Genomic DNA, 18,536 nt, shown 5'->3' with positions numbered 1-18,536 from the left:
AGACACAGCAGATTGGCTGAACACGCAGGGCATCCGCGCGCTTCCCTATCATGCCGGCATGGACCGGTCGCTGCGCGATGCCAATCAGGATGCGTTCCTGAAGGAGGAAGAACTTTGCCTCGTCGCCACAGTCGCCTTCGGCATGGGCATCGACAAGCCGAATGTGCGTTATGTCGCCCATCTCGACCTACCGGGCTCCATCGAGGCCTATTACCAGGAAACCGGCCGCGCTGGGCGCGACGGCCTGCCGTCGGAGGTCTGGATGGCCTATGGCATGTCCGACGCCATCCAGCGCCGCCGCATGATCGACGAGGGCAATGCGGCCGACGAGATCAAACGCATCGAACGCGGCAAGCTCAACGCGCTGCTCGCCATCTGCGAAACCGCTTCCTGCCGCCGCCAGGCGATCCTTGGGCATTTCGGCGAAGCGCATGCCGGCAAGTGCGGCAACTGCGATACCTGCCTGAAGCCTGTCGAAACCTGGGATGGGACGGAAGCGGCGATCAAGGCGCTTGCCGCCGTCTATCGCACCGGCGAGCGCTTTGGCACCGGCCATGTGATCGATGTGCTCCTCGGCAATACCAACGAAAAGACCGAGCGCTTCGGCCATGTGGACATGCCGGTCTTCGGCGCCGGCAAGGATATCCCGGCCCGCATCTGGCAATCCGTCTTCCGCCAACTTCTTGCCATGGGTCTGATCCGTATCGATCATGAGGCCTATGGCGCGATGAAGCTGGAGCCGGATGCCCGTGCCGTCTTCAAGCATGAACGCCAGGTCTTCTTCCGCAAGGATCGCCCGGCCTCGGAACGCCGCACCAAGAAAGCCGAACGTAGCGAGCGCCGCTCCGGCCTTTCCGGCGCCGACGGCATTCTCTTCGAAGCGCTTCGGGCCGAACGCACCTCGATCGCGAAATCCCTCGGCGTGCCGCCCTATGTCGTCTTTCCCGACACGACGCTGATCGCCTTCGCCACCGAGCGGCCAAGGAGCCTGAAGGAGCTCTTAAACATCTCCGGCGTAGGGCAATCGAAGCTTGAACACTATGGCGATGCGTTTCTGGACGTCATTCTGGCAAACGACGACTAGACCGGAAAGAGGCGGTTGCAGAGGGCTGTCTAATGCAATCGAGTGATGTTCTGCGTGTCGGACCTCTTGTTTCCCCTAACGTCCGAGGGGAGCTTCAATGACAATTTTCAACAGAGCGGTGGTTTCGTTGCCGGGTGTGAGCGTATTGCTGGACATCTGCATGACGGGCAGGTTTTTATTCATGCGACGGCAGAAGACCGGTGGCGTGCTCGGCATGTGGGAGACATTTTCGGGCGCCCGGAACAGGACCGGGGCCGCACATGCATAGGCGGGAGACCGAGGTTTTCCGCGTGATTGCCGGAGCCTGTCGAATATTTCTTAATGGAATTTGAACGCGCCAACACGCAGGAGGCCATCCCTCCCATTCAGAAGCGTTTCGGACTTTTTGACGTCGAAATGGAAGCCGAGCTCTGGGATCAAGATCGGCATCTTGCAGTTCATCCACCGGTGAAGCTAGCCGCAAGGGATCCTGACGGTCATGCCGCAGTCGACGGGCAGGACATGGCCGTTGATGAAGGAGGCAATTCCGAGCGAGGTCGCAATCGGCGAAATCAAGGGCGGTGTTGTGCGGCCAGCTCCATCGTGCTGCGGAAGACTGCTTCCTGCTGGTTTCGGTTCAGCGCTGAACAAGACAAGCCGACCGCAATATGCTAACTCGGCGACAGTCGGAAGCATCGGAAGAAAGACCGTCAATGACCTCGCAATTCATCTCCCATCTGCGCGGCGAACTCTCCGCGCTCAAGGATGCCGGCCTTTACAAGTCCGAGCGCGTCATTACCTCGAAGCAAGCCGGCGAAATCGCCATAGCCTCCGGCGAGCGCGTGCTGAACTTCTGCGCCAACAACTATCTTGGCCTTGCGGATAACGACGAGCTGGCCGAGGCGGGCAAAAAGGCACTCGACCGTTATGGATACGGCATGGCCTCCGTCCGCTTCATCTGCGGCACGCAAGAGGAGCACAAGCAACTCGAATCCCGCATTTCGTCGTTCCTCGGCATGGAGGACACGCTCCTTTATTCCTCCTGTTTCGATGCCAATGGCGGTTTGTTCGAGACGCTGCTTGGCGAGGAGGATGCGATCATCTCCGATGCGCTGAACCATGCCTCGATCATCGACGGCGTGCGGCTCTCCAAAGCCAAGCGTTTCCGCTATGCCAACAACGACATGACGGCGCTGGAAGAAGAGTTGAAGAAGGCCGAAGGCAGCCGCTTCAAGATGATCGCGACCGATGGTGTGTTCTCGATGGACGGGATCATCGCCAACCTGCAAGGTGTCTGCGATCTCGCGGAGAAATACGGCGCCATGGTCATGGTGGACGATAGCCATGCCGTCGGCTTCGTCGGCAGGCATGGCCGTGGTTCGCCGGAATATTGCGGCGTCGAAGGCCGTGTCGATATCACCACCGGAACGCTCGGAAAGGCACTCGGCGGTGCTTCGGGAGGTTATACTTCGGCAAAGGCCGAGATCGTCGACTGGCTGCGGCAGCGCTCGCGGCCCTATCTCTTTTCCAATACGCTTGCGCCGGTCATTGCCGCCGCCTCGCTCAAGGTCTTTGATCTGATCGAGAACGGCAACGCGTTGCGCGAAAAACTTTCAGCGAATGCTGCGCTCTTCCGCACGGAGATGACCAAGCTCGGCTTCACGCTGGCGGGCGAGGGGCATCCGATCATTCCCGTGATGCTCGGCGATGCCAAGCTCGCACAGGACATGGCGGCGCTGATGCTGAAGAAGGGTATTTACGTGATCGGCTTTTCGTTCCCGGTCGTGCCCAAGGGCCAGGCGCGCATCCGCACGCAGATGTCGGCGGCGCATTCCAGCGCAGATGTCGAGCGCGTGGTTGCGGCCTTCGCGGAAGCGGGCAGGGAACTAGGCGTCATTTGACGCCGCTTGCTCCATCTTCAGCCCGGCGGGAGAAGGGATGAAGAGCAAATAACGATGTGCCGTGCTCCCCGAGGGGAGAAAGGAAACAGCGAAGCTGGGCACTATACAAGACGGGAAACCTCGAATGTCGAATATGATGAAGGCGCTGGTCAAGTCGAAACCGGAAGTCGGGCTCTGGATGGAAAACGTCCCGGTTCCTGAGGTCGGGCCGAACGACGTTCTGATCCGCGTCAGGAAGTCGGCGATCTGCGGTACGGATGTCCATATCTGGAACTGGGACCAGTGGGCGCAGAAGACCATTCCGGTGCCGATGGTCGTCGGTCATGAGTTCTGCGGCGAGATCGCCGAGGTCGGTTCCGCCGTCACCAGATACCATGTCGGCGAACGGGTCTCCGGCGAGGGCCATATTGTCTGCGGCAAGTGCCGCAACTGCCGCGCCGGCAGGGGGCACTTGTGCCGCAACACGCTTGGCGTCGGCGTCAACCGTCCCGGCTCCTTCGGCGAGTTCGTCTGCATTCCGGAAGCCAATGTTGTGCCGATCCCGGACGACATCCCGGACGAGATCGCCGCGATCTTCGATCCATTCGGCAATGCGGTTCATACAGCACTTTCTTTCGATCTCGTCGGCGAGGACGTGCTCGTTACCGGTGCAGGCCCGATCGGCATCATGGGCGCGCTCGTCGCCAAACGTTCCGGCGCCCGCAAAGTCGTCATCACAGACATCAACCCGCACCGGCTGGATTTGGCGCGCAGACTCGGCATCGACCACGTCGTCGATGCGTCGAAGGAGAACCTTGCCGATGTCATGAAGGCGATCGGCATGACGGAGGGTTTTGACGTCGGCCTGGAAATGTCGGGTGCAGCACCCGCCTTCCGCGACATGATCGACAAGATGAACAATGGCGGCAAGATCGCAATCCTTGGCATCGCGCCGGCTGGTTTCGAGATCGACTGGAACAAGGTCATCTTCAAGATGCTGAACCTCAAGGGCATCTACGGTCGCGAGATGTTCGAGACCTGGTACAAGATGATCGCCTTCGTGCAGGGCGGGCTCGATCTGTCGCCGGTCATCACGCACCGTATCAAGATCGATGAATTCCGGGACGGCTTCGAGGCGATGCGCTCAGGCAATTCCGGCAAGGTCGTGATGGATTGGAACTAAGGGAACAACGATGATCTACCAAGGAAGCTGCCACTGCGGCAAGGTCGCATTCGAGGTGGACGGAGACTTCAAGACGGCTATCGATTGCGATTGCTCGCTCTGCCGCCGGCGGGGCGGCCTGCTTGCTTTCGTATCGCGCGACAAGCTAAAGCTGCAGACGCCGGAAGAAAACAAGTCGACCTATACTTTCAACAACCATGTCATCAAACATCACTTTTGCAGCAACTGCGGTATTGCACCCTACGGCGAAGGCGTTCTTCCGAACGGCGATCCCATGGCATCGGTCAACCTACGCTGTATTCCCGTGATCGATCTCGGTTCTCTGGAAATCATGCCTTACGATGGTGCGTCCCGATAGCGATGGGCGGCGGATATCCTGCAGTGGCAGCTAAAAACCAGTAAGATCTCTCGTTGCCGTGGCGAGAATTCTTGCTCCCCTTGTCTTCTTGCGGTGACATCCTATCTAAGCGAAGCAATCGCTTGAGCGGTTTCCAGCCTGTGGATAAGGCTTTTTCCGTGTTTTCGACGGCTTTTTTGGTGGAAAAGCTTGACGGGAACAAAAATTGTGGGAATCACCGTTCGACTTGAAAAGCGGTGAAGTTGGTCGAGGCGGATCGCACATAACCATGGCCGGAAGTTTCGAAGCACTAAAGCTCTGTCGTCCGGCATCAGCGATCGTGGTTAATTGGGCTTTAAAGGTCATCCCGTTAGGTGGGTAAGGTGATTCGAGGCTTGGGTTTGCGCACTCAGGCTTCGAGGGCCGTTCATCGAGCGAGTTTGAATAGCGTCAGGAAGGCGACGATATAAATGGTAACCAAGGTCAAAGAGAACGAAGAAGCGGAAGTCGAACGCGACGGCGCATCCGACGGCCCTCTTCTCGATCTTTCCGATGACGCGGTCAAGAAAATGATCAAGGCCGCGAAGAAGCGCGGCTACGTGACGATGGACGAGCTGAATGCCGTTCTTCCGTCAGAGGAAGTGACGTCCGAGCAGATCGAAGACACGATGGCGATGTTGTCCGATATGGGCATCAATGTCATCGAAGACGAAGAAGCCGAAGAGGCGGGCCAGAGCGGCGGTGACGACGACGATGCGGGCGGCGATGACGAGAGCGAAGGCGGCGAACTCGCGCCTTCGGGCGGCACCGCGCTCGCAACGGCAAAGAAGAAGGAGCCGACCGATCGCACCGACGATCCCGTGCGCATGTATCTGCGCGAGATGGGTTCCGTCGAGCTCTTGTCGCGCGAAGGCGAAATTGCCATCGCCAAGCGCATCGAGGCCGGCCGCGAAACCATGATCGCCGGGCTCTGCGAAAGCCCGCTCACCTTCCAGGCGCTCATCATCTGGCGCGACGAACTGAACGAGGGCACGACCCTGCTACGCGAGATCATCGATCTCGAAACGACCTATTCCGGTCCGGAAGCCAAGGCCGCCCCGCAGTTCCAGAGCCCTGAAAAAATCGAGGCTGACCGCAAGGCCGCCGAAGAGAAGGAAAAGACCCGCCGCATGCGTTCCGGCGACGACGACATCACCGATGTCGGCGGCGAAGGCATGCCCGTTGAGGAAGAGGAAGAGGACGAAGACGAATCCAACCTCTCGCTCGCAGCCATGGAAGCGGAGCTGCGGCCGCAGGTCATGGAGACGCTCGACCTCATCGCCGAGACCTACAAGAAGCTGCGCAAGCTGCAGGACCAGCAGGTCGAGCAGCGCCTTGCCGCGACCGGCACGCTGTCTTCCGCTCAAGAGCGCCGCTACAAGGAACTCAAGGACGAGCTGATCAAGGCCGTCAAGTCGCTGTCGCTCAACCAGAACCGCATCGAGGCTCTCGTCGAGCAGCTTTACGACATCAACAAGCGCCTCGTTCAAAACGAGGGCCGCCTGCTGCGTCTGGCTGAATCTTATGGCGTCAAGCGCGACTCGTTCCTGGAGCAGTATCAGGGTGCCGAGCTCGATCCGAACTGGATGAAGTCGATCGGCAATCTGGCTGCGCGCGGCTGGAAGGAATTCGCCAAGGGCGAGAACACGACGATCCGTGACATCCGCCAGGAGATCCAGAACCTCGCCACGGAAACCGGCATCTCGATTTCGGAATTCCGCCGCATCGTGCACATGGTGCAGAAGGGCGAACGCGAAGCGCGCATCGCCAAGAAGGAAATGGTCGAAGCGAATCTTCGCCTCGTCATCTCCATCGCCAAGAAGTACACCAACCGCGGCCTGCAGTTCCTCGACCTCATTCAGGAAGGCAATATCGGCCTGATGAAGGCGGTCGACAAGTTCGAATACCGCCGCGGCTATAAGTTCTCCACCTATGCGACATGGTGGATCCGCCAGGCGATCACCCGCTCGATCGCCGACCAGGCGCGCACGATCCGCATTCCGGTGCACATGATCGAGACGATCAACAAGATCGTCCGCACGTCCCGCCAGATGCTCCACGAAATCGGCCGCGAGCCGACGCCGGAGGAACTGGCCGAAAAGCTCGCCATGCCGCTCGAAAAGGTTCGCAAGGTCCTGAAGATCGCCAAGGAGCCGATCTCGCTCGAAACCCCCGTGGGCGACGAGGAAGATTCGCACCTCGGCGATTTCATCGAAGACAAGAACGCGCTGCTGCCGATCGACGCCGCCATCCAGGCGAACCTGCGCGAGACGACGACGCGTGTTCTCGCCTCGCTCACGCCGCGCGAGGAACGCGTGCTGCGCATGCGCTTTGGCATCGGCATGAACACGGACCATACGCTCGAGGAAGTCGGCCAGCAGTTCTCGGTTACCCGCGAACGTATCCGTCAGATCGAGGCGAAGGCGCTGCGAAAGCTAAAGCATCCGAGCCGCTCCAGAAAGCTTCGCAGCTTCCTGGACAGCTAAGGGCCGTGGCTGCGATGACAGCCTTGCGGTTGACTGATTGATGATCGAAGAGCCGGGTCCGTCCCGGCTCTTTCTTTTGGGGTTCCCAGACATTCCGTCGCTTTCCGCGCGGCTCAATGGTATAGTCCGGACGATACGGGGGACGGGACCGGCCGCAGCGCGTGAGCGAAGGTCGCCACATGCCTGCGTGGACCAAAACCCTCCGTAGGGAGGTGTGCAATGACCACATACGTCATGCTTATCAGCTGGACGGATCAAGGCGTTCGCAGTGCACGCGACTCGGCAAAAAGGCTGGACGCGGCAAAGAAGGCGCTCGGCGAGATGGGCGGCTCCTTCAAGGATTTCTTTCTGACGATGGGTGAATACGACATGGTCTCGATATGCGAGGCGCCGGACGACGCGGTGATGGCGCGGTTCACGCTGCAGCTTGCGACGGCCGGCAACGTTCGCACCAAAACGCTGAAGGCGTTCCCGGAGGCTGCCTATCGCGAAATCATAGGCTCGCTCGGCTAGCGGCGATCGGCCTGCGGATCGCAGCCTCGTGAAGGTAAAAGATGTGGACGATCCGCCGCGCGACCTTAGCTCGGTCGCGCGGCAAAGCACTTTTTTGTTTTGCGGCTTGATGCTGCCTTCTTAAAAGGCCACATCCGTACCTTGTCGGAGAGCATAATTCGCGGGCATGCAGAAGTTCGTCGCAAAGCGCTGGGGAGAGATCAGTTGGGGTGTCACAGCCTCGATCGCGCTGCATATTGCCGTCGTTGCGTTTTTCCTGGTGAAGCTGCCTGAAAAGACGCCGCAGCCGCCGGAAGAGGAGACGGTGAACGTCGATCTCGTGCCTCCGCCGGAAGAGGAAAAGAAGCCGGAGGAGAAGAAGGCCGAGGAAAAAAAGGCGGAAGAGCAAAAGCCGCCCGAGAGACCTCCCGAACTGCCGAAGATCGAGGAGAAGGCTGAGCAGAAACCGCCAGCACCCCCGCCACCTCCGCCGCCACCACCTCCTCCGGCGCCGGAAGCCAAGCCGGAAGAGAAGCCGTCCGAACCGCCGAAATCCGAAGCCAGGAACAATCCCTCCGACAAGGAGGGGAAGGGACAGGGAATGCCCGTCCTGAGGCCCGTCTTCGAATTTGGCGACAAGGATAGTGGCCCGCGCAAATCCGAAACGGGCAATGCTTCGGCGGGGGCTGGCAAGCCGCCGACGCCGCCCGACGAGCCGAAACCGGATGAGCCCAAACCTGCCGAAACGGCCGCGGCAAAGCCTCCCGCCACGGACCAGCCGCCGGCAAACCCGGTGCCGGACGATGTCAATCTGCCGCAGGTTGATGTGGCCAATATCGATCCGCAGAAGAACGGACCTGCGGCTGGCGCAGAAGACCAGGCGAAAATCGGTTTCGAACAGGCAAAGCCTGCGGACCAGCCCAAGATCGACCAGACGGAAACGACGAAGGCCGAAAAGCCTGCCGAGCTGAAGGAAGCAAAGACGCTGTTCTCGCAGAACGAAACGGATGATCCGATCGCCCGGACCGCCATGGGCAACATGCCGCGCGGGAGGCGGGCCGCGCAGCTTTGCAGCACCGAGCTTCGCGAGCAACTGGTTCACGGATCGCCCGCTTACAATCCGGTGATGGTCCCCACTTACGCGCTGCCGCGCGGTACGGTGCTCGATGTCCGGCGCGGTGCCTTCCGCACGCGCGAGGGCTGGTACGACGTTCAATTCCGCTGCGAGGTGGACGAGGGCGTAACCAAGGTCGTCTCGTTTGCCGTCGATGTCGGCGATCCGATCCCGCCCAGCCTGTGGCGGAGCCGTAATCTTCCGGAGTTCTGACACGGGCTCGCCCGCTCGCACCAGCCCTGCGCAAGTGAGCTCTCCTAGTCTGCTTTCATCGCTGAATGTTCCGGTGAATGAAAGGACGATGATGTCGAACGAGATCGAGCACTTCTTTGAAATGCAGGACGAGGCCGCAAGCCTGGCGTTTCTCGAACACAAGGGTGATGAGCTGACCGATATTCTGGTCGCAGCGCTCGAAGACGCCCTGAAAATTCTCTCCGACGAAATCCGGCCTGAAACACTTCACTGATCTCGGCAAAGACGTTGCGTGCTTCGCCTGCCGCTGGCAGAGTCCGGCCGGAAGGAGACGCTGCGTGGCCAAACGTCAGTTCACAATGCACCGTTCGGCGGTGGCCGGGGTGGAGGCCGTGGAAGCGGAAACCCGCCGCAGTTTCGCACGGCATACGCATGAACAATTCGGCATCGGCCTGATTGTCTCCGGTGCGCAGAAGTCGCTGAGCGGGCGCGGCATGGTCGAAGCGGAAGCCGGCGATCTCATCACCGTCAATCCGAACGAGGTCCATGACGGCGCACCGATCGGCGAGGGGCGGTCGTGGCGCATCCTCTATTTCGATCCGGCGATCATCGGCGATCTCGCGCAGGATGTCGGCGAAAGCGGAATGATGCGCTCGGAAATTCCGCGCCCCGTTATTCAAAACAGCGTCCTTGCAGCACGCTTCGCAAGCCTCTTTGCCGCAATCACCAGCCGCTCCACGAAAGATGACCTTGCACGCGAAGAACTGCTCCTCGGCGTTGTTGCAGCTGTGATGCGCGAACAGCCGATGCCGGAAGTAGCGCGTATGGCGCCGGGCACGATCGGCAAGGCGAAGAGCCTGATTGACGGCGATCCTCTCGCCAATGTCTCGCTTGCCGATCTTGCGCGCGAAAGCGGCCTTAGCCGGTTTCAGCTGCTGCGCGGTTTTGCGAAAGCAACCGGCATGACGCCGCATGCCTATCTGATCCAGGCGCGCATTCACATGGCCCGCCGCCTGATCGCTTCCGGCACGTCGCTTGCCGAGGCGGCCCTCGCCAGCGGCTTTGCCGATCAGAGCCACATGACACGCGTCTTCACGGCCAAATACGGCCTCACGCCGCGTGTCTATGCCACGGCACTTGCCTGACGGCCCGCAATTTCGTTCAAGAAGCTAATTCGTCTTTGCGGTTTTCTTCGTCCATCGAAACGGAGAATCCCATGACAAAGGCATTTCAGGGCTACATCTATCTGACACTGGCGATGATCACGGTCGGCAGCACGGTAATCGCCAGCAAGATCATCGCATCAAGCCTTCCGCCGTTTACGGCAACGGCGCTGCGTTTCGCCGCGGCCTTCCCCTTCTTCCTGCTTTTGATGCAAATCACCAGATTGCGGCTGCCGAAACTGTCGCGCCACGATTGGCTCATCCTCGTGACGCAGGCAGGAGCGGGCAGCGTCGGCTATACGACGTTGTTGATCTCCGGCCTGCAGCTGACGTCGGCGACGAATGCCGGCGTCATCATCGGCACGCTCCCGGTCGTCTCGGCGGTGATCTCGATCCTCGTTCTCGGCGAGAGGCCGCACCGCTTCCTGCTGCTTGCCATCGCGCTTGCTGCTTTCGGCGTATTCTGGGTCGCGTTGACGCCGGGCGCATCCGCAGGCGGCTCACTGACCGGGAATGTGCTGATCCTCGGCGCCGTCATCTGCGAGGGGCTATTCATTCTTCTCAACAAGCGCATGCAGAGCGAGATCCTGCCGCTCACGCAGTCGGCGCTGATGACCGGCATCGGTTTCTTCGTTGCCGGCATTCCGGCTCTCTTCGAAAGCCATGCCGCAAGCGGTTTTTCCGCAGCGGCGCTCTTAGCCGTCGTCTATTATGCGCTGGTGCCCACCGTCGGCGGCTTCATCTTGTGGTACGCGGGCTTAGAGCGCGTCAGCGGCAGCGAGGCTTCGCTGTTTACGGCAATCGCTCCGGTCTCCGCCGTCATTTTTGCCTTCGTGCTGCTCGGCGAGCCGGTCGGCTTCCATCAGATTTTCGGCGTCGCCTGTGTGCTCGCCGCCGTTCTGGGGCTCGGCTTGTCTGCACTTGCCCGGGTGCGGCGCGCGTGACGGTGACCCCTTGGGAAGCGCCGGGTTCGACCCTATCTAGGGACGGTGCAATCTTTCGAAGGCGAACGCTCATGTCAGACAAGCCGATCAAGATTCCCGGGCCTGATCATCCGATCACCGTAGACCACAATCCAGCGCGCGTCGTCGTCAAGCTCGACGGCAAGGTCGTCGCTGACACGCGCGATGCGTTGACATTGCGCGAGGCTTCCTATCCGCCAGTGCAGTATATTCCGCGCAAGGATGTCGACATGTCGGTGCTTCAACGCACCGACCACTCTACTTATTGCCCCTACAAGGGCGAGGCTTCCTATTACAGCATCACGCCTGGCGGCGAGCGCGCGAAGAACGCCATCTGGACGTATGAAAACCCGCATGCCGCGATGCGCGAAATCAAGGACCGTATGGCGTTCTATCCGGATCGTGTGGATTCGATCGAAGAACTGCAGGCACCTGAGGCCGGCGAGTTTTAGTGTCCCGTCCCGACAAGACAGCGCACGAGACCTTCCAGCGACACGCGGCCTGCGGGCAGGCCATCGGCGCCGGTGACGGTCGCGTGCGTGACGTTGCTTTCGGTCATCATCCGCATACCTTCCTCCACGGTCGATTTGCCGGGGATGCGGATCACGGTGTCGCTTGCGGGATTGCTGAGCGGCTCCATCAGCGCTTCGATCGGGATGACGCGGCTGCGGTTTACTTCCTTGACGAAGGCCTCGATGTAGTCGGTTGCGGGATTGAGCACGATATCGGCGGCCGAGCCCTGCTGGATGACCTCGCCATCGCGCAGAATGGCGACCTTGTCGCCAAGCCGCAATGCCTCGTCGAGATCGTGGGTGATGAAGACGACGGTCTTCTTCAGTTCTTTCTGCAGGTCGAGCAGCACGCTCTGCATGTCGACGCGTATCAGCGGGTCGAGGGCGGAAAAGGCCTCGTCCATCAGGAGTATCTCGGCATCGTTGGTGAGTGCACGGGCAAGACCGACACGCTGCTGCATGCCGCCCGAAAGCTGGTTCGGATAATGTCCGGCAAAGCCGTCGAGGCCGACGCGCTTGATCCAGATATTCGCACGCTCTTCGCGCTCGCCCTTCGGCACGCCTTGTATTTCCAGTCCGTAGACGGTGTTCTGCAGCACGTTGCGATGCGGCAGCAGGCCGAACTTCTGGAACACCATCGCCGTCCTGCGGCGGCGGAACTCGCGGAGTTCCTCTTCGCTCATCTTGCAGATGTCGATATCGCCATAGAGCACTTCGCCCGCTGTCGGGTCGATCAGACGGTTGATGTGGCGGATCAGCGTCGACTTGCCGGAACCGGAAAGCCCCATAATAACGGTGATGCTGCCGCCTGGAATCGAGATGTTGATATCTTTCAGTCCGAGGACATGGCCGTGCTCCTTGTTGAGCTCGGTTTTCGATATGCCCTTGGTGACGGCTTCGATGAAATCGCCGCCACGCGGACCGAAAATCTTGTAGAGATTGCGTATTTCAATCGACTGACTAGCCATGCACGATTTCCCGGTGCTTCTGCAGCCTGAGACCATAGGCCTGGCTGATGCGGTCAAAGATGATGGCGATGCCGACGATGGCGAGACCGTTGAAGACGCCGAGGGTAAAGTACTGGTTGGCGATGGCCTTGAGGACCGGTTGGCCGAGACCTTGTACGCCAATCATCGAGGCGATGACGACCATGGCGAGTGCCATCATGATCGTCTGGTTGATGCCGGCCATGATGGTCGGCAACGCCAAGGGAAGCTGGACGTTGCGCAGCTTCTGCCAGCTCGATGAACCGAAGGCGTCGGCCGCTTCGAGCACGTCCTTGTCGACCATGCGGATGCCGAGATTGGTGAGGCGTATCATCGGCGGCAAGGCATAGATGACGACGGCGATCACGCCAGGCACGCGGCCGATGCCGAGCAGCATGACGACCGGGATCAGATAGACGAAGCTCGGCATGGTCTGCATGACGTCGAGTACCGGATTGACGGCATTCTGGAGCCGGTTGGAACGCGACATGCCGATGCCGATCGGAATGCCGATCGCAACCGAAAGCACCGTGCAGACGAAGATCATCGAAACAGTCTTCATCGTGTCTTCCCACATGTCGAACCAGCCGATCAGGAAAAGTGTCGCGGCGCAGCCGATGACAATCTTCCAATTGCGGCTCCCAAGCCAGGCAATGCCGGCGACGACCAGGATCACCAGCGGCCAGGGCGTGCCGGTGAGCAGCCTTTCAGCCCAGATCAGAAAGCTTTGCAGCGGGCTGAACAGCCCTTCGATGCTGTCGCCGTAGGCGCGGGTAAAAGTGCGAAAGCCTTCGTCCACGTTCTTCTTCAGAACGCGCAGCGTGTCGGCATCCATTGTCGGAAATTTCCAGAGCCAATCCATGTCAGTTCCCCATGGCTAAAGCGGCGGCGGCCCTGTTCTTCTTATGGCCGTCGCGCAAAAGGATCGGGCCGGCGGTGCCTGGATGTCAAGCACCGCCTGCTTTGCGGATCATGAGGGATCAGAGGGAAGCCTTGATCTTCTCGGCGACTTCCGGAGAGACCCATTCCTTCCACAGGGCTTCGTTTTCCTTGAGGAAGTGCTTGGCGCCGTCTTCGCCGGTAGCCTGGTTGTCGGTCATCCAGGCGATCAGCTTGTTAACGGTGTCGTTCGTCCAGGCGCGCTTGTTGAGATAATCCATGGCCGGGCCGGCGCGATCGGCAAAGGTTTTGCTCACGAGCGTCTGAACGTCGTCGGCCGGCCAGGCGTTCGGCTTGGGATCGGGGCAATCGGCAACCGAGGTACAGCGCTTCCATTCCGCCGCATCGTATTCGGAGCCGTAGCCGAGTTTCACCATCTCATATTTGCCGAGGAGCGAGGTCGGGGCCCAGTAGTAGCCGACCCAGGGCTGTTTGCCTTCGTAGGCCTTGGCGATGGAACCGTCGAGGCCGGCTGCCGAGCCGGTATCAACCAGCGTGAAGCCGGCCTTGTCGCCGCCATAGGCCTTGAAGAGCTGCGAGGTCACGACCGTTCCGCCCCAGCCCTGAGGGCCATTGAAGACGGCGCCCTTGCTCTTGTCTTCGGGAGCAGGGAAGAGTTCGGGATGCTTGAAGAGATCGGGGATCGTCTTGATGTCTGGATGGGCTTCGGCGATGTATTTGGGGATCCACCAGCCCTGGATCGCGCCGTCTGAAAGGATTTTCGAGGCAGCGACCACCTTGCCGCCTTCCAGGCCGCGCTTCACGATTTCCGGCTGGAGGCTGACCCAGGCTTCCGGCGCGACATCCGGCTCACCCTTTTCAGCCATTGATGTGAGCGTCGGAACCGTGTCGCCGCTGACGATCTCGGCGGTGCATCCATAGCCTTCCTCGAGGATGATCTTGTCGAGGTTTGCGGCAACTTCGGCCGATTGCCAGTTCATGCTGGCGATGGTGACGTTGCCACACTCCGCAGCCGATGCCGCGCTCGAAAGGCCGATCAGGCCGGCTGCAAGGACGGTTGAAGCCAAAAGTGCTTTCATTTTCTTGTTCCCTCTGGTCGCGGTGTGACGTGAACCCGGCGCCTGCGGCACCGCGTCCGCCAGCAAGCCTATTGAGCATGCTTTCATGCGCCACGCGCCATTCCGCTTGCGTCAAAAAATGGCGCATTGACGCTTTCTTTCAATGGCTGATCAAGTGCTTTGTCGCGATCGGAACAATTGTTCCAATGGGCGCAAATTGTGCCTGCGAACTTGCTGCGCGTGACAAGTGGATCATTCGGGCGGATCATTCAGAAACGACGCCTCTTGTGCCTGATCTTGCAAAGGCCGGGACGCCGCGGGGCTGGAAATCGGCGGATCACGCATATTTCTCACCTATACTGTCGGGCCTTGCGCTCGCCATCCGTCCTATGATCGTCAACAGAATATGGGAGAACGACAATGCCTTACATCGACGGATTCGTCGTGGCTGTTCCGAAAGCCAATATCGAGGCTTACAAGAAGTTGGCGAATCTCGCCGGCTCGATCTGGAAGGAGCACGGTGCGCTCCAATATGTCGAGTGCCTTGCCGACGACGTGCCCTATGGCGAACTCACCTCGTTTCCGCGTGCGGTGATGGCGAAGGAGGACGAAGTGGTAGGGTTTTCCTGGATCGTCTATGGATCGAGGAAGGAGCGCGACGATATTGTGGCCAAGGTCATGTCCGATCCACGCCTGCAGGGCGATGAATGGAAAACGGTCTTTGATGGCAAGCGAATGATCTATGGCGGCTTCGAAACCGTCATCGAGCTGTGAAAAAGGAGTTTCATGCCCCAAACGATCATCTCCGTTTCAACCCGGGGGCAGGGCCTCTACGAATTTACGGACCAGACGACTGCCTTCGTCCGCGCAAGCGGCGTGGACGAAGGTTTGCTCACCGTCTTCGTGCGCCACACTTCCTGTTCGCTCTTGATTCAGGAAAACGCCGACCCGGATGTGCAGACGGACCTTAATGCCTTCTTCCGCCGGCTCGTGCCGCCGTCATCGGACCCATCGATGCGCTGGATCGTCCATACGACCGAAGGCCCGGACGACATGCCCGCTCATATAAAATCGGCGTTGACGCAGGTTTCGATCGGCATTCCCGTTACCAGCGGCAGACTGGGGCTCGGCACCTGGCAGGGGCTCTATCTCTTCGAGCATCGCGACCGTCCTCATCGTCGCGAAATCGTGCTGCATCTCAGCGCCTGAACCGAACGTGAATGCGCAATTCGAACATCGTTCAGCTTTAGCCCTCTATTGTCGAATCATCCCCGAAAGGGTTCGAGCGTCCATTGAACGAGGGAAGTCCCCAATGACCAATTTCATTGCAAAGGCATCGTTTGCCGCTTTGCTTGCCGTTACTTCGATCCCCGCCACCGTCTCGACTGCTGCCGCAGCAGGCCCGGAGCGCGCGGTGGTCATTGACGTCCAGTATCATCGCCCGCCACCGGTCTACCGCGGTTGCTCGCCGGTCGCGGCTGTTCGCAAGGCTCGCTGGACCGGTCTGCGCGACGTGCGCGTCGTCAATGTCACACCGCGCCGTGTCGTCGTTGCCGGCCGCGACCGCCGCGGCTGGGACCGCATGGCATTTGCGAATGTCCGCGGCTGCCCTCTGATTCGCCGTTAAACAGTAGCAGCCGCCGGCCTTTCAGACGCGGCGGCACAAGAACCGCCTTTGCCAATTCTTCTCGGATCACGGCAAGGGCGGTTTTCTATTACCAAAAGTGCGGCCGCAAAAATGAAAAAAGCCTCGCGACGGGCGAGGCTGAGTTCTAGGCCGCTTCGGGGAAAAGAAGAAGCGACGCTCATTTCATTAGTACCGTCGAGTACGGCTGCAAAGTGCACTTTTGTCAATTCCGGTACGCTTTTGTGTTCGGGGATATATTTTTTACCGGGCTTTATCGGCTTGAATTAGAACGTTCCAAACCCATCCGACAACGGAGTGACAGCGCTTCAATTCATTTCTTGACAAATTTGGAACGTTCCAATTTACTCCAAGTATTCTTGGAGGAGGTGGCATGAAAGAGTCCGCGCCCGCTGAGAGAACGGATCACTGGAGATGCAGTCGATGATCGGGGGACAATCATGAGCAGGGAGCGCGTGACCGTTATCGACATTGCGAACGCCGCCGGCGTTTCAAAGTCGACCGTGTCGCTCGTGCTGCAGGGAAGCTCGCTCGTTAACAAAACGACGCGCGCCAAGGTGAATGCCGCAATGCGCGAGCTTGGTTATGTCTATAATCGGGGCGCTGCTAATCTGAGGCAGGCGAACGCCAAGTCAAAAATCGTCGGCATGGTCGTCAACGATCTGACGAACAGCTTCTTCGCCGAGCTCGCCGTCGGCATCGACAGCGTCATGCAGTCGGCGGGTTACGTGCAGTTTCTAGCCAACACCGGCGAGAATATCGACCGGCAGCGCGAAGTCATTGCATCGATGCGCGAACACGGGATTTCCGGGCTCATCATCTCGCCGGCCCGCGGCACGGAGGCTGCAGATTTCGCGGCGCTCGCCAATGCCGGAATCCCTGTCGTGATGGCCGTCCGCAATGTGCCAGGTGCGCGGGTGTCATCGCTGACGTCGGATAATCACGCGGGAGCGGCCGCCTCCGTCGCGCATCTTGCCAAGCTCGGCCATCGCCGCATCGCCTTTCTCGGCGGCTTTCCGGATACCGCCGTCTTTACCGAGCGCTTTATGGGATATCGAGACGCGCTGATCGACGCGGGGCTGGATTTCGACGCGGATCTGGCCATCGGAGCGGCACCCTCGCGAGCGGGCGGCGTCGAGGCGATCGAGCGGGCGATGCGGCTTGCTGTCCCTCCGACGGCTGCGGTCTGCTTCAACGACGCGGTTGCCTTCGGCGTCTGTGACGGGCTTCGAAGCCGCAAAATAGAGCCTGGCGCCGAGTTCGCGGTGGTCGGTTTCGACGATGTGATCGAGGCAAAGACGGCGGTGCCGGCGCTGACGACCGTTTCCGTCGATCCGCAAGGCATGGGGCGCCGGACAGCGCAGCTGCTTCTAAAGCAGATCAATTCGGGGGCGGCTGAGCCCGAAGCGCTCGTCAAAAGCGTGCGCCTCGTCGTGCGTCAAAGCTGCGGCACAGGCATTCAAGGAGGAGTGCGATGACGAATTGGGGTTTGATCGGTGCCAGCACGATCGCCAGGGAATGGGTGATCGGTGCGATCCGCGCAGCGGGCGGCGAGGCCGCCTCGGTGATGAGCACGGACGCGGCGCGCGGCAAGACTTACGCGGCCGAGAACGGCATTGCGAAGTCGGTGACCAGCGTTGCCGACCTCGTCAATGATCCGGATGTCGAGGCTGTCTACATCTCGACCACCAACGAACTTCACCGCGACCAGGCGCTGGCGGCGATCCAGGCGGGCAAGCATGTGCTGTGCGAGAAGCCGCTGGCAATGAGCCAGGCCGATGCGAATGCGATGGTAAAGGCTGCCAGGCAGGCGGGTGTGGTGATGGCGGCGAACCACCACCTGCGCAATGCCGCCACCCACCGCGCCATGCGCGATGCAATTGCAGCGGGCAAGATCGGCAAGCCGCTCGCTGCCCGTGTCTTTCACGCCGTCTATCTGCCGCCGCATCTGCAGGGCTGGCGGCTCGACCGGCCAGAGGCGGGCGGCGGCGTCATCCTTGATATCACCGTGCACGATGCCGATACACTGCGCTTCGTGCTCGGCGACGATCCGGTCGAGGCGATCGCCTTCGGCCAGAGCGGCGGCATGGGCAAGTCGGGGCTGGAGGATGCCGTGATGGGCGTACTGCGCTTCAAGTCCGGCGTCATCGCGCAGTTCCATGACGGTTTTACCACGAAATATGCAAAGACCGGCTTCGAGGTGCATGGCAGCGATGGATCGCTCGTTGCCAGTAACGTCATGACTCAGCGTCCAGTCGGCCGCGTAACCCTACGGAATGCAGAGGGCGAGACAGAACTCGAATGCAAAAACACCAATCTCTACGAGGTTACGCTCAGGGCCTTCCACGACGCTGTTGCTGGGAAGGGCAGGCCGTCGGCAACGGGCGAAGACGGCGTCTGGTCACTTGCGACCGGCCTTGCCGTCGTCGAATCCGCAAGGACCGGCAAGGTGGTCAAGATCGAGCCGGGGCTCTGACATGGACACGCACGTCACACCCGCCGCTGCTGCAGCCCTTATCGCCGA

At 60.3% G+C, this 18,536-nt stretch carries 20 protein-coding genes and 1 pseudogene; 17 read left to right on the top strand and 4 right to left on the bottom strand.

Annotated elements, in window-relative coordinates; genetic code table 11:
* From C9413_RS11355 to C9413_RS11305, 12 genes and pseudogenes are all read left to right on the top strand, one after another.
* Positions 1–1,084 (top strand): RQC domain-containing protein (locus C9413_RS11355; protein ID WP_170250459.1); only part of this gene is annotated, 1,084 nt, incomplete at its 5' end.
* Between the two features lie 97 nt (positions 1,085–1,181).
* Positions 1,182–1,386, top strand: a pseudogene (locus tag C9413_RS33235) (cupin domain-containing protein); the annotation flags it as partial.
* Between the two features lie 390 nt (positions 1,387–1,776).
* Positions 1,777–2,964 (top strand): glycine C-acetyltransferase, encoded by a 1,188-nt coding sequence (locus C9413_RS11350; protein WP_039845437.1) that lies wholly within the window; start codon positions 1,777–1,779, stop codon positions 2,962–2,964.
* Between the two features lie 124 nt (positions 2,965–3,088).
* Positions 3,089–4,126, top strand: a complete 1,038-nt coding sequence (gene tdh, locus C9413_RS11345; RefSeq protein WP_039845436.1) for an L-threonine 3-dehydrogenase — start codon at positions 3,089–3,091, stop codon at positions 4,124–4,126.
* A 10-nt stretch (positions 4,127–4,136) separates the two neighbouring features.
* Complete coding sequence (locus C9413_RS11340; RefSeq protein WP_039845435.1) at positions 4,137–4,484, top strand: GFA family protein; 348 nt, start codon at positions 4,137–4,139, stop codon at positions 4,482–4,484.
* A gap of 449 nt (positions 4,485–4,933) precedes the next feature.
* The gene (gene rpoD / locus C9413_RS11335; RefSeq protein WP_022714276.1) at positions 4,934–6,988 is read left to right on the top strand and encodes an RNA polymerase sigma factor RpoD; all 2,055 of its coding nucleotides are present in this window, start codon (positions 4,934–4,936) and stop codon (positions 6,986–6,988) included.
* 219 nt (positions 6,989–7,207) lie between these two features.
* Positions 7,208–7,501, top strand: a complete 294-nt coding sequence (locus tag C9413_RS11330) for a GYD domain-containing protein (RefSeq protein ID WP_039845434.1) — start codon at positions 7,208–7,210, stop codon at positions 7,499–7,501.
* Positions 7,502–7,667: 166 nt separating this feature from the next.
* The gene (locus C9413_RS11325) at positions 7,668–8,807 is read left to right on the top strand and encodes a DUF930 domain-containing protein (protein ID WP_039845433.1); all 1,140 of its coding nucleotides are present in this window, start codon (positions 7,668–7,670) and stop codon (positions 8,805–8,807) included.
* A 73-nt stretch (positions 8,808–8,880) separates the two neighbouring features.
* Positions 8,881–9,060, top strand: a complete 180-nt coding sequence (locus C9413_RS11320) for a hypothetical protein (protein ID WP_170250456.1) — start codon at positions 8,881–8,883, stop codon at positions 9,058–9,060.
* A 64-nt stretch (positions 9,061–9,124) separates the two neighbouring features.
* Positions 9,125–9,931, top strand: coding sequence for an AraC family transcriptional regulator (locus C9413_RS11315; RefSeq protein WP_039845432.1), 807 nt, complete (start codon positions 9,125–9,127; stop codon positions 9,929–9,931).
* A 71-nt stretch (positions 9,932–10,002) separates the two neighbouring features.
* Positions 10,003–10,893: a DMT family transporter gene (locus C9413_RS11310; protein ID WP_039845431.1), complete on the top strand. Its 891-nt coding sequence runs from the start codon at positions 10,003–10,005 to the stop codon at positions 10,891–10,893.
* Positions 10,894–10,964: 71 nt separating this feature from the next.
* Entirely contained in the window at positions 10,965–11,363 is a 399-nt protein-coding gene (locus C9413_RS11305) for a DUF427 domain-containing protein (RefSeq protein ID WP_039845430.1), read from the top strand.
* On the opposite strand, the gene C9413_RS11300 is transcribed toward C9413_RS11305, so the two are convergent.
* The 4 genes from C9413_RS11300 to C9413_RS11285 form a co-directional block, all read right to left on the bottom strand.
* Positions 11,360–12,391 (bottom strand): glycine betaine/L-proline ABC transporter ATP-binding protein, encoded by a 1,032-nt coding sequence (locus tag C9413_RS11300; protein ID WP_039845429.1) that lies wholly within the window; start codon positions 12,389–12,391, stop codon positions 11,360–11,362. The genes C9413_RS11305 and C9413_RS11300 overlap by 4 nt on opposite strands.
* The gene (locus C9413_RS11295; RefSeq protein ID WP_039845428.1) at positions 12,384–13,271 is read right to left on the bottom strand and encodes a proline/glycine betaine ABC transporter permease; all 888 of its coding nucleotides are present in this window, start codon (positions 13,269–13,271) and stop codon (positions 12,384–12,386) included. Before C9413_RS11295 ends, C9413_RS11300 begins: the two co-directional genes overlap by 8 nt.
* 118 nt (positions 13,272–13,389) lie before the next feature.
* Positions 13,390–14,388, bottom strand: a complete 999-nt coding sequence (locus C9413_RS11290; protein ID WP_039845427.1) for an ABC transporter substrate-binding protein — start codon at positions 14,386–14,388, stop codon at positions 13,390–13,392.
* Between the two features lie 83 nt (positions 14,389–14,471).
* A complete protein-coding gene (locus C9413_RS11285; protein ID WP_170250458.1) occupies positions 14,472–14,636 on the bottom strand; it encodes a hypothetical protein in 165 nt (54 codons plus the stop codon).
* A 151-nt stretch (positions 14,637–14,787) separates the two neighbouring features.
* Between C9413_RS11285 and C9413_RS11280 the strand changes: the two genes are divergently transcribed.
* From C9413_RS11280 to C9413_RS11260, 5 genes are all read left to right on the top strand, one after another.
* Positions 14,788–15,141 carry a DUF1428 family protein gene (locus tag C9413_RS11280; protein ID WP_039845426.1) on the top strand — a complete coding sequence of 118 codons (354 nt, stop codon included), beginning with the start codon at positions 14,788–14,790 and terminating at the stop codon, positions 15,139–15,141.
* 12 nt (positions 15,142–15,153) lie between these two features.
* Positions 15,154–15,576: a secondary thiamine-phosphate synthase enzyme YjbQ gene (locus C9413_RS11275; protein ID WP_039845425.1), complete on the top strand. Its 423-nt coding sequence runs from the start codon at positions 15,154–15,156 to the stop codon at positions 15,574–15,576.
* 103 nt (positions 15,577–15,679) lie between these two features.
* A complete protein-coding gene (locus tag C9413_RS11270; protein WP_039845424.1) occupies positions 15,680–15,994 on the top strand; it encodes a hypothetical protein in 315 nt (104 codons plus the stop codon).
* A gap of 458 nt (positions 15,995–16,452) precedes the next feature.
* The gene (locus C9413_RS11265) at positions 16,453–17,490 is read left to right on the top strand and encodes a LacI family DNA-binding transcriptional regulator (RefSeq protein WP_039845423.1); all 1,038 of its coding nucleotides are present in this window, start codon (positions 16,453–16,455) and stop codon (positions 17,488–17,490) included.
* Positions 17,487–18,488, top strand: a complete 1,002-nt coding sequence (locus C9413_RS11260) for a Gfo/Idh/MocA family oxidoreductase (RefSeq protein ID WP_170250457.1) — start codon at positions 17,487–17,489, stop codon at positions 18,486–18,488. Before C9413_RS11265 ends, C9413_RS11260 begins: the two co-directional genes overlap by 4 nt.
* The last annotated feature ends 48 nt before the right edge of the window (positions 18,489–18,536 follow it).

The organism is Rhizobium sp. SEMIA 4085 (assembly GCF_013004495.1).
GTDB lineage: Bacteria > Pseudomonadota > Alphaproteobacteria > Rhizobiales > Rhizobiaceae > Rhizobium > Rhizobium gallicum.
This window is presented reverse-complemented; position numbering and strand designations above follow the sequence as displayed.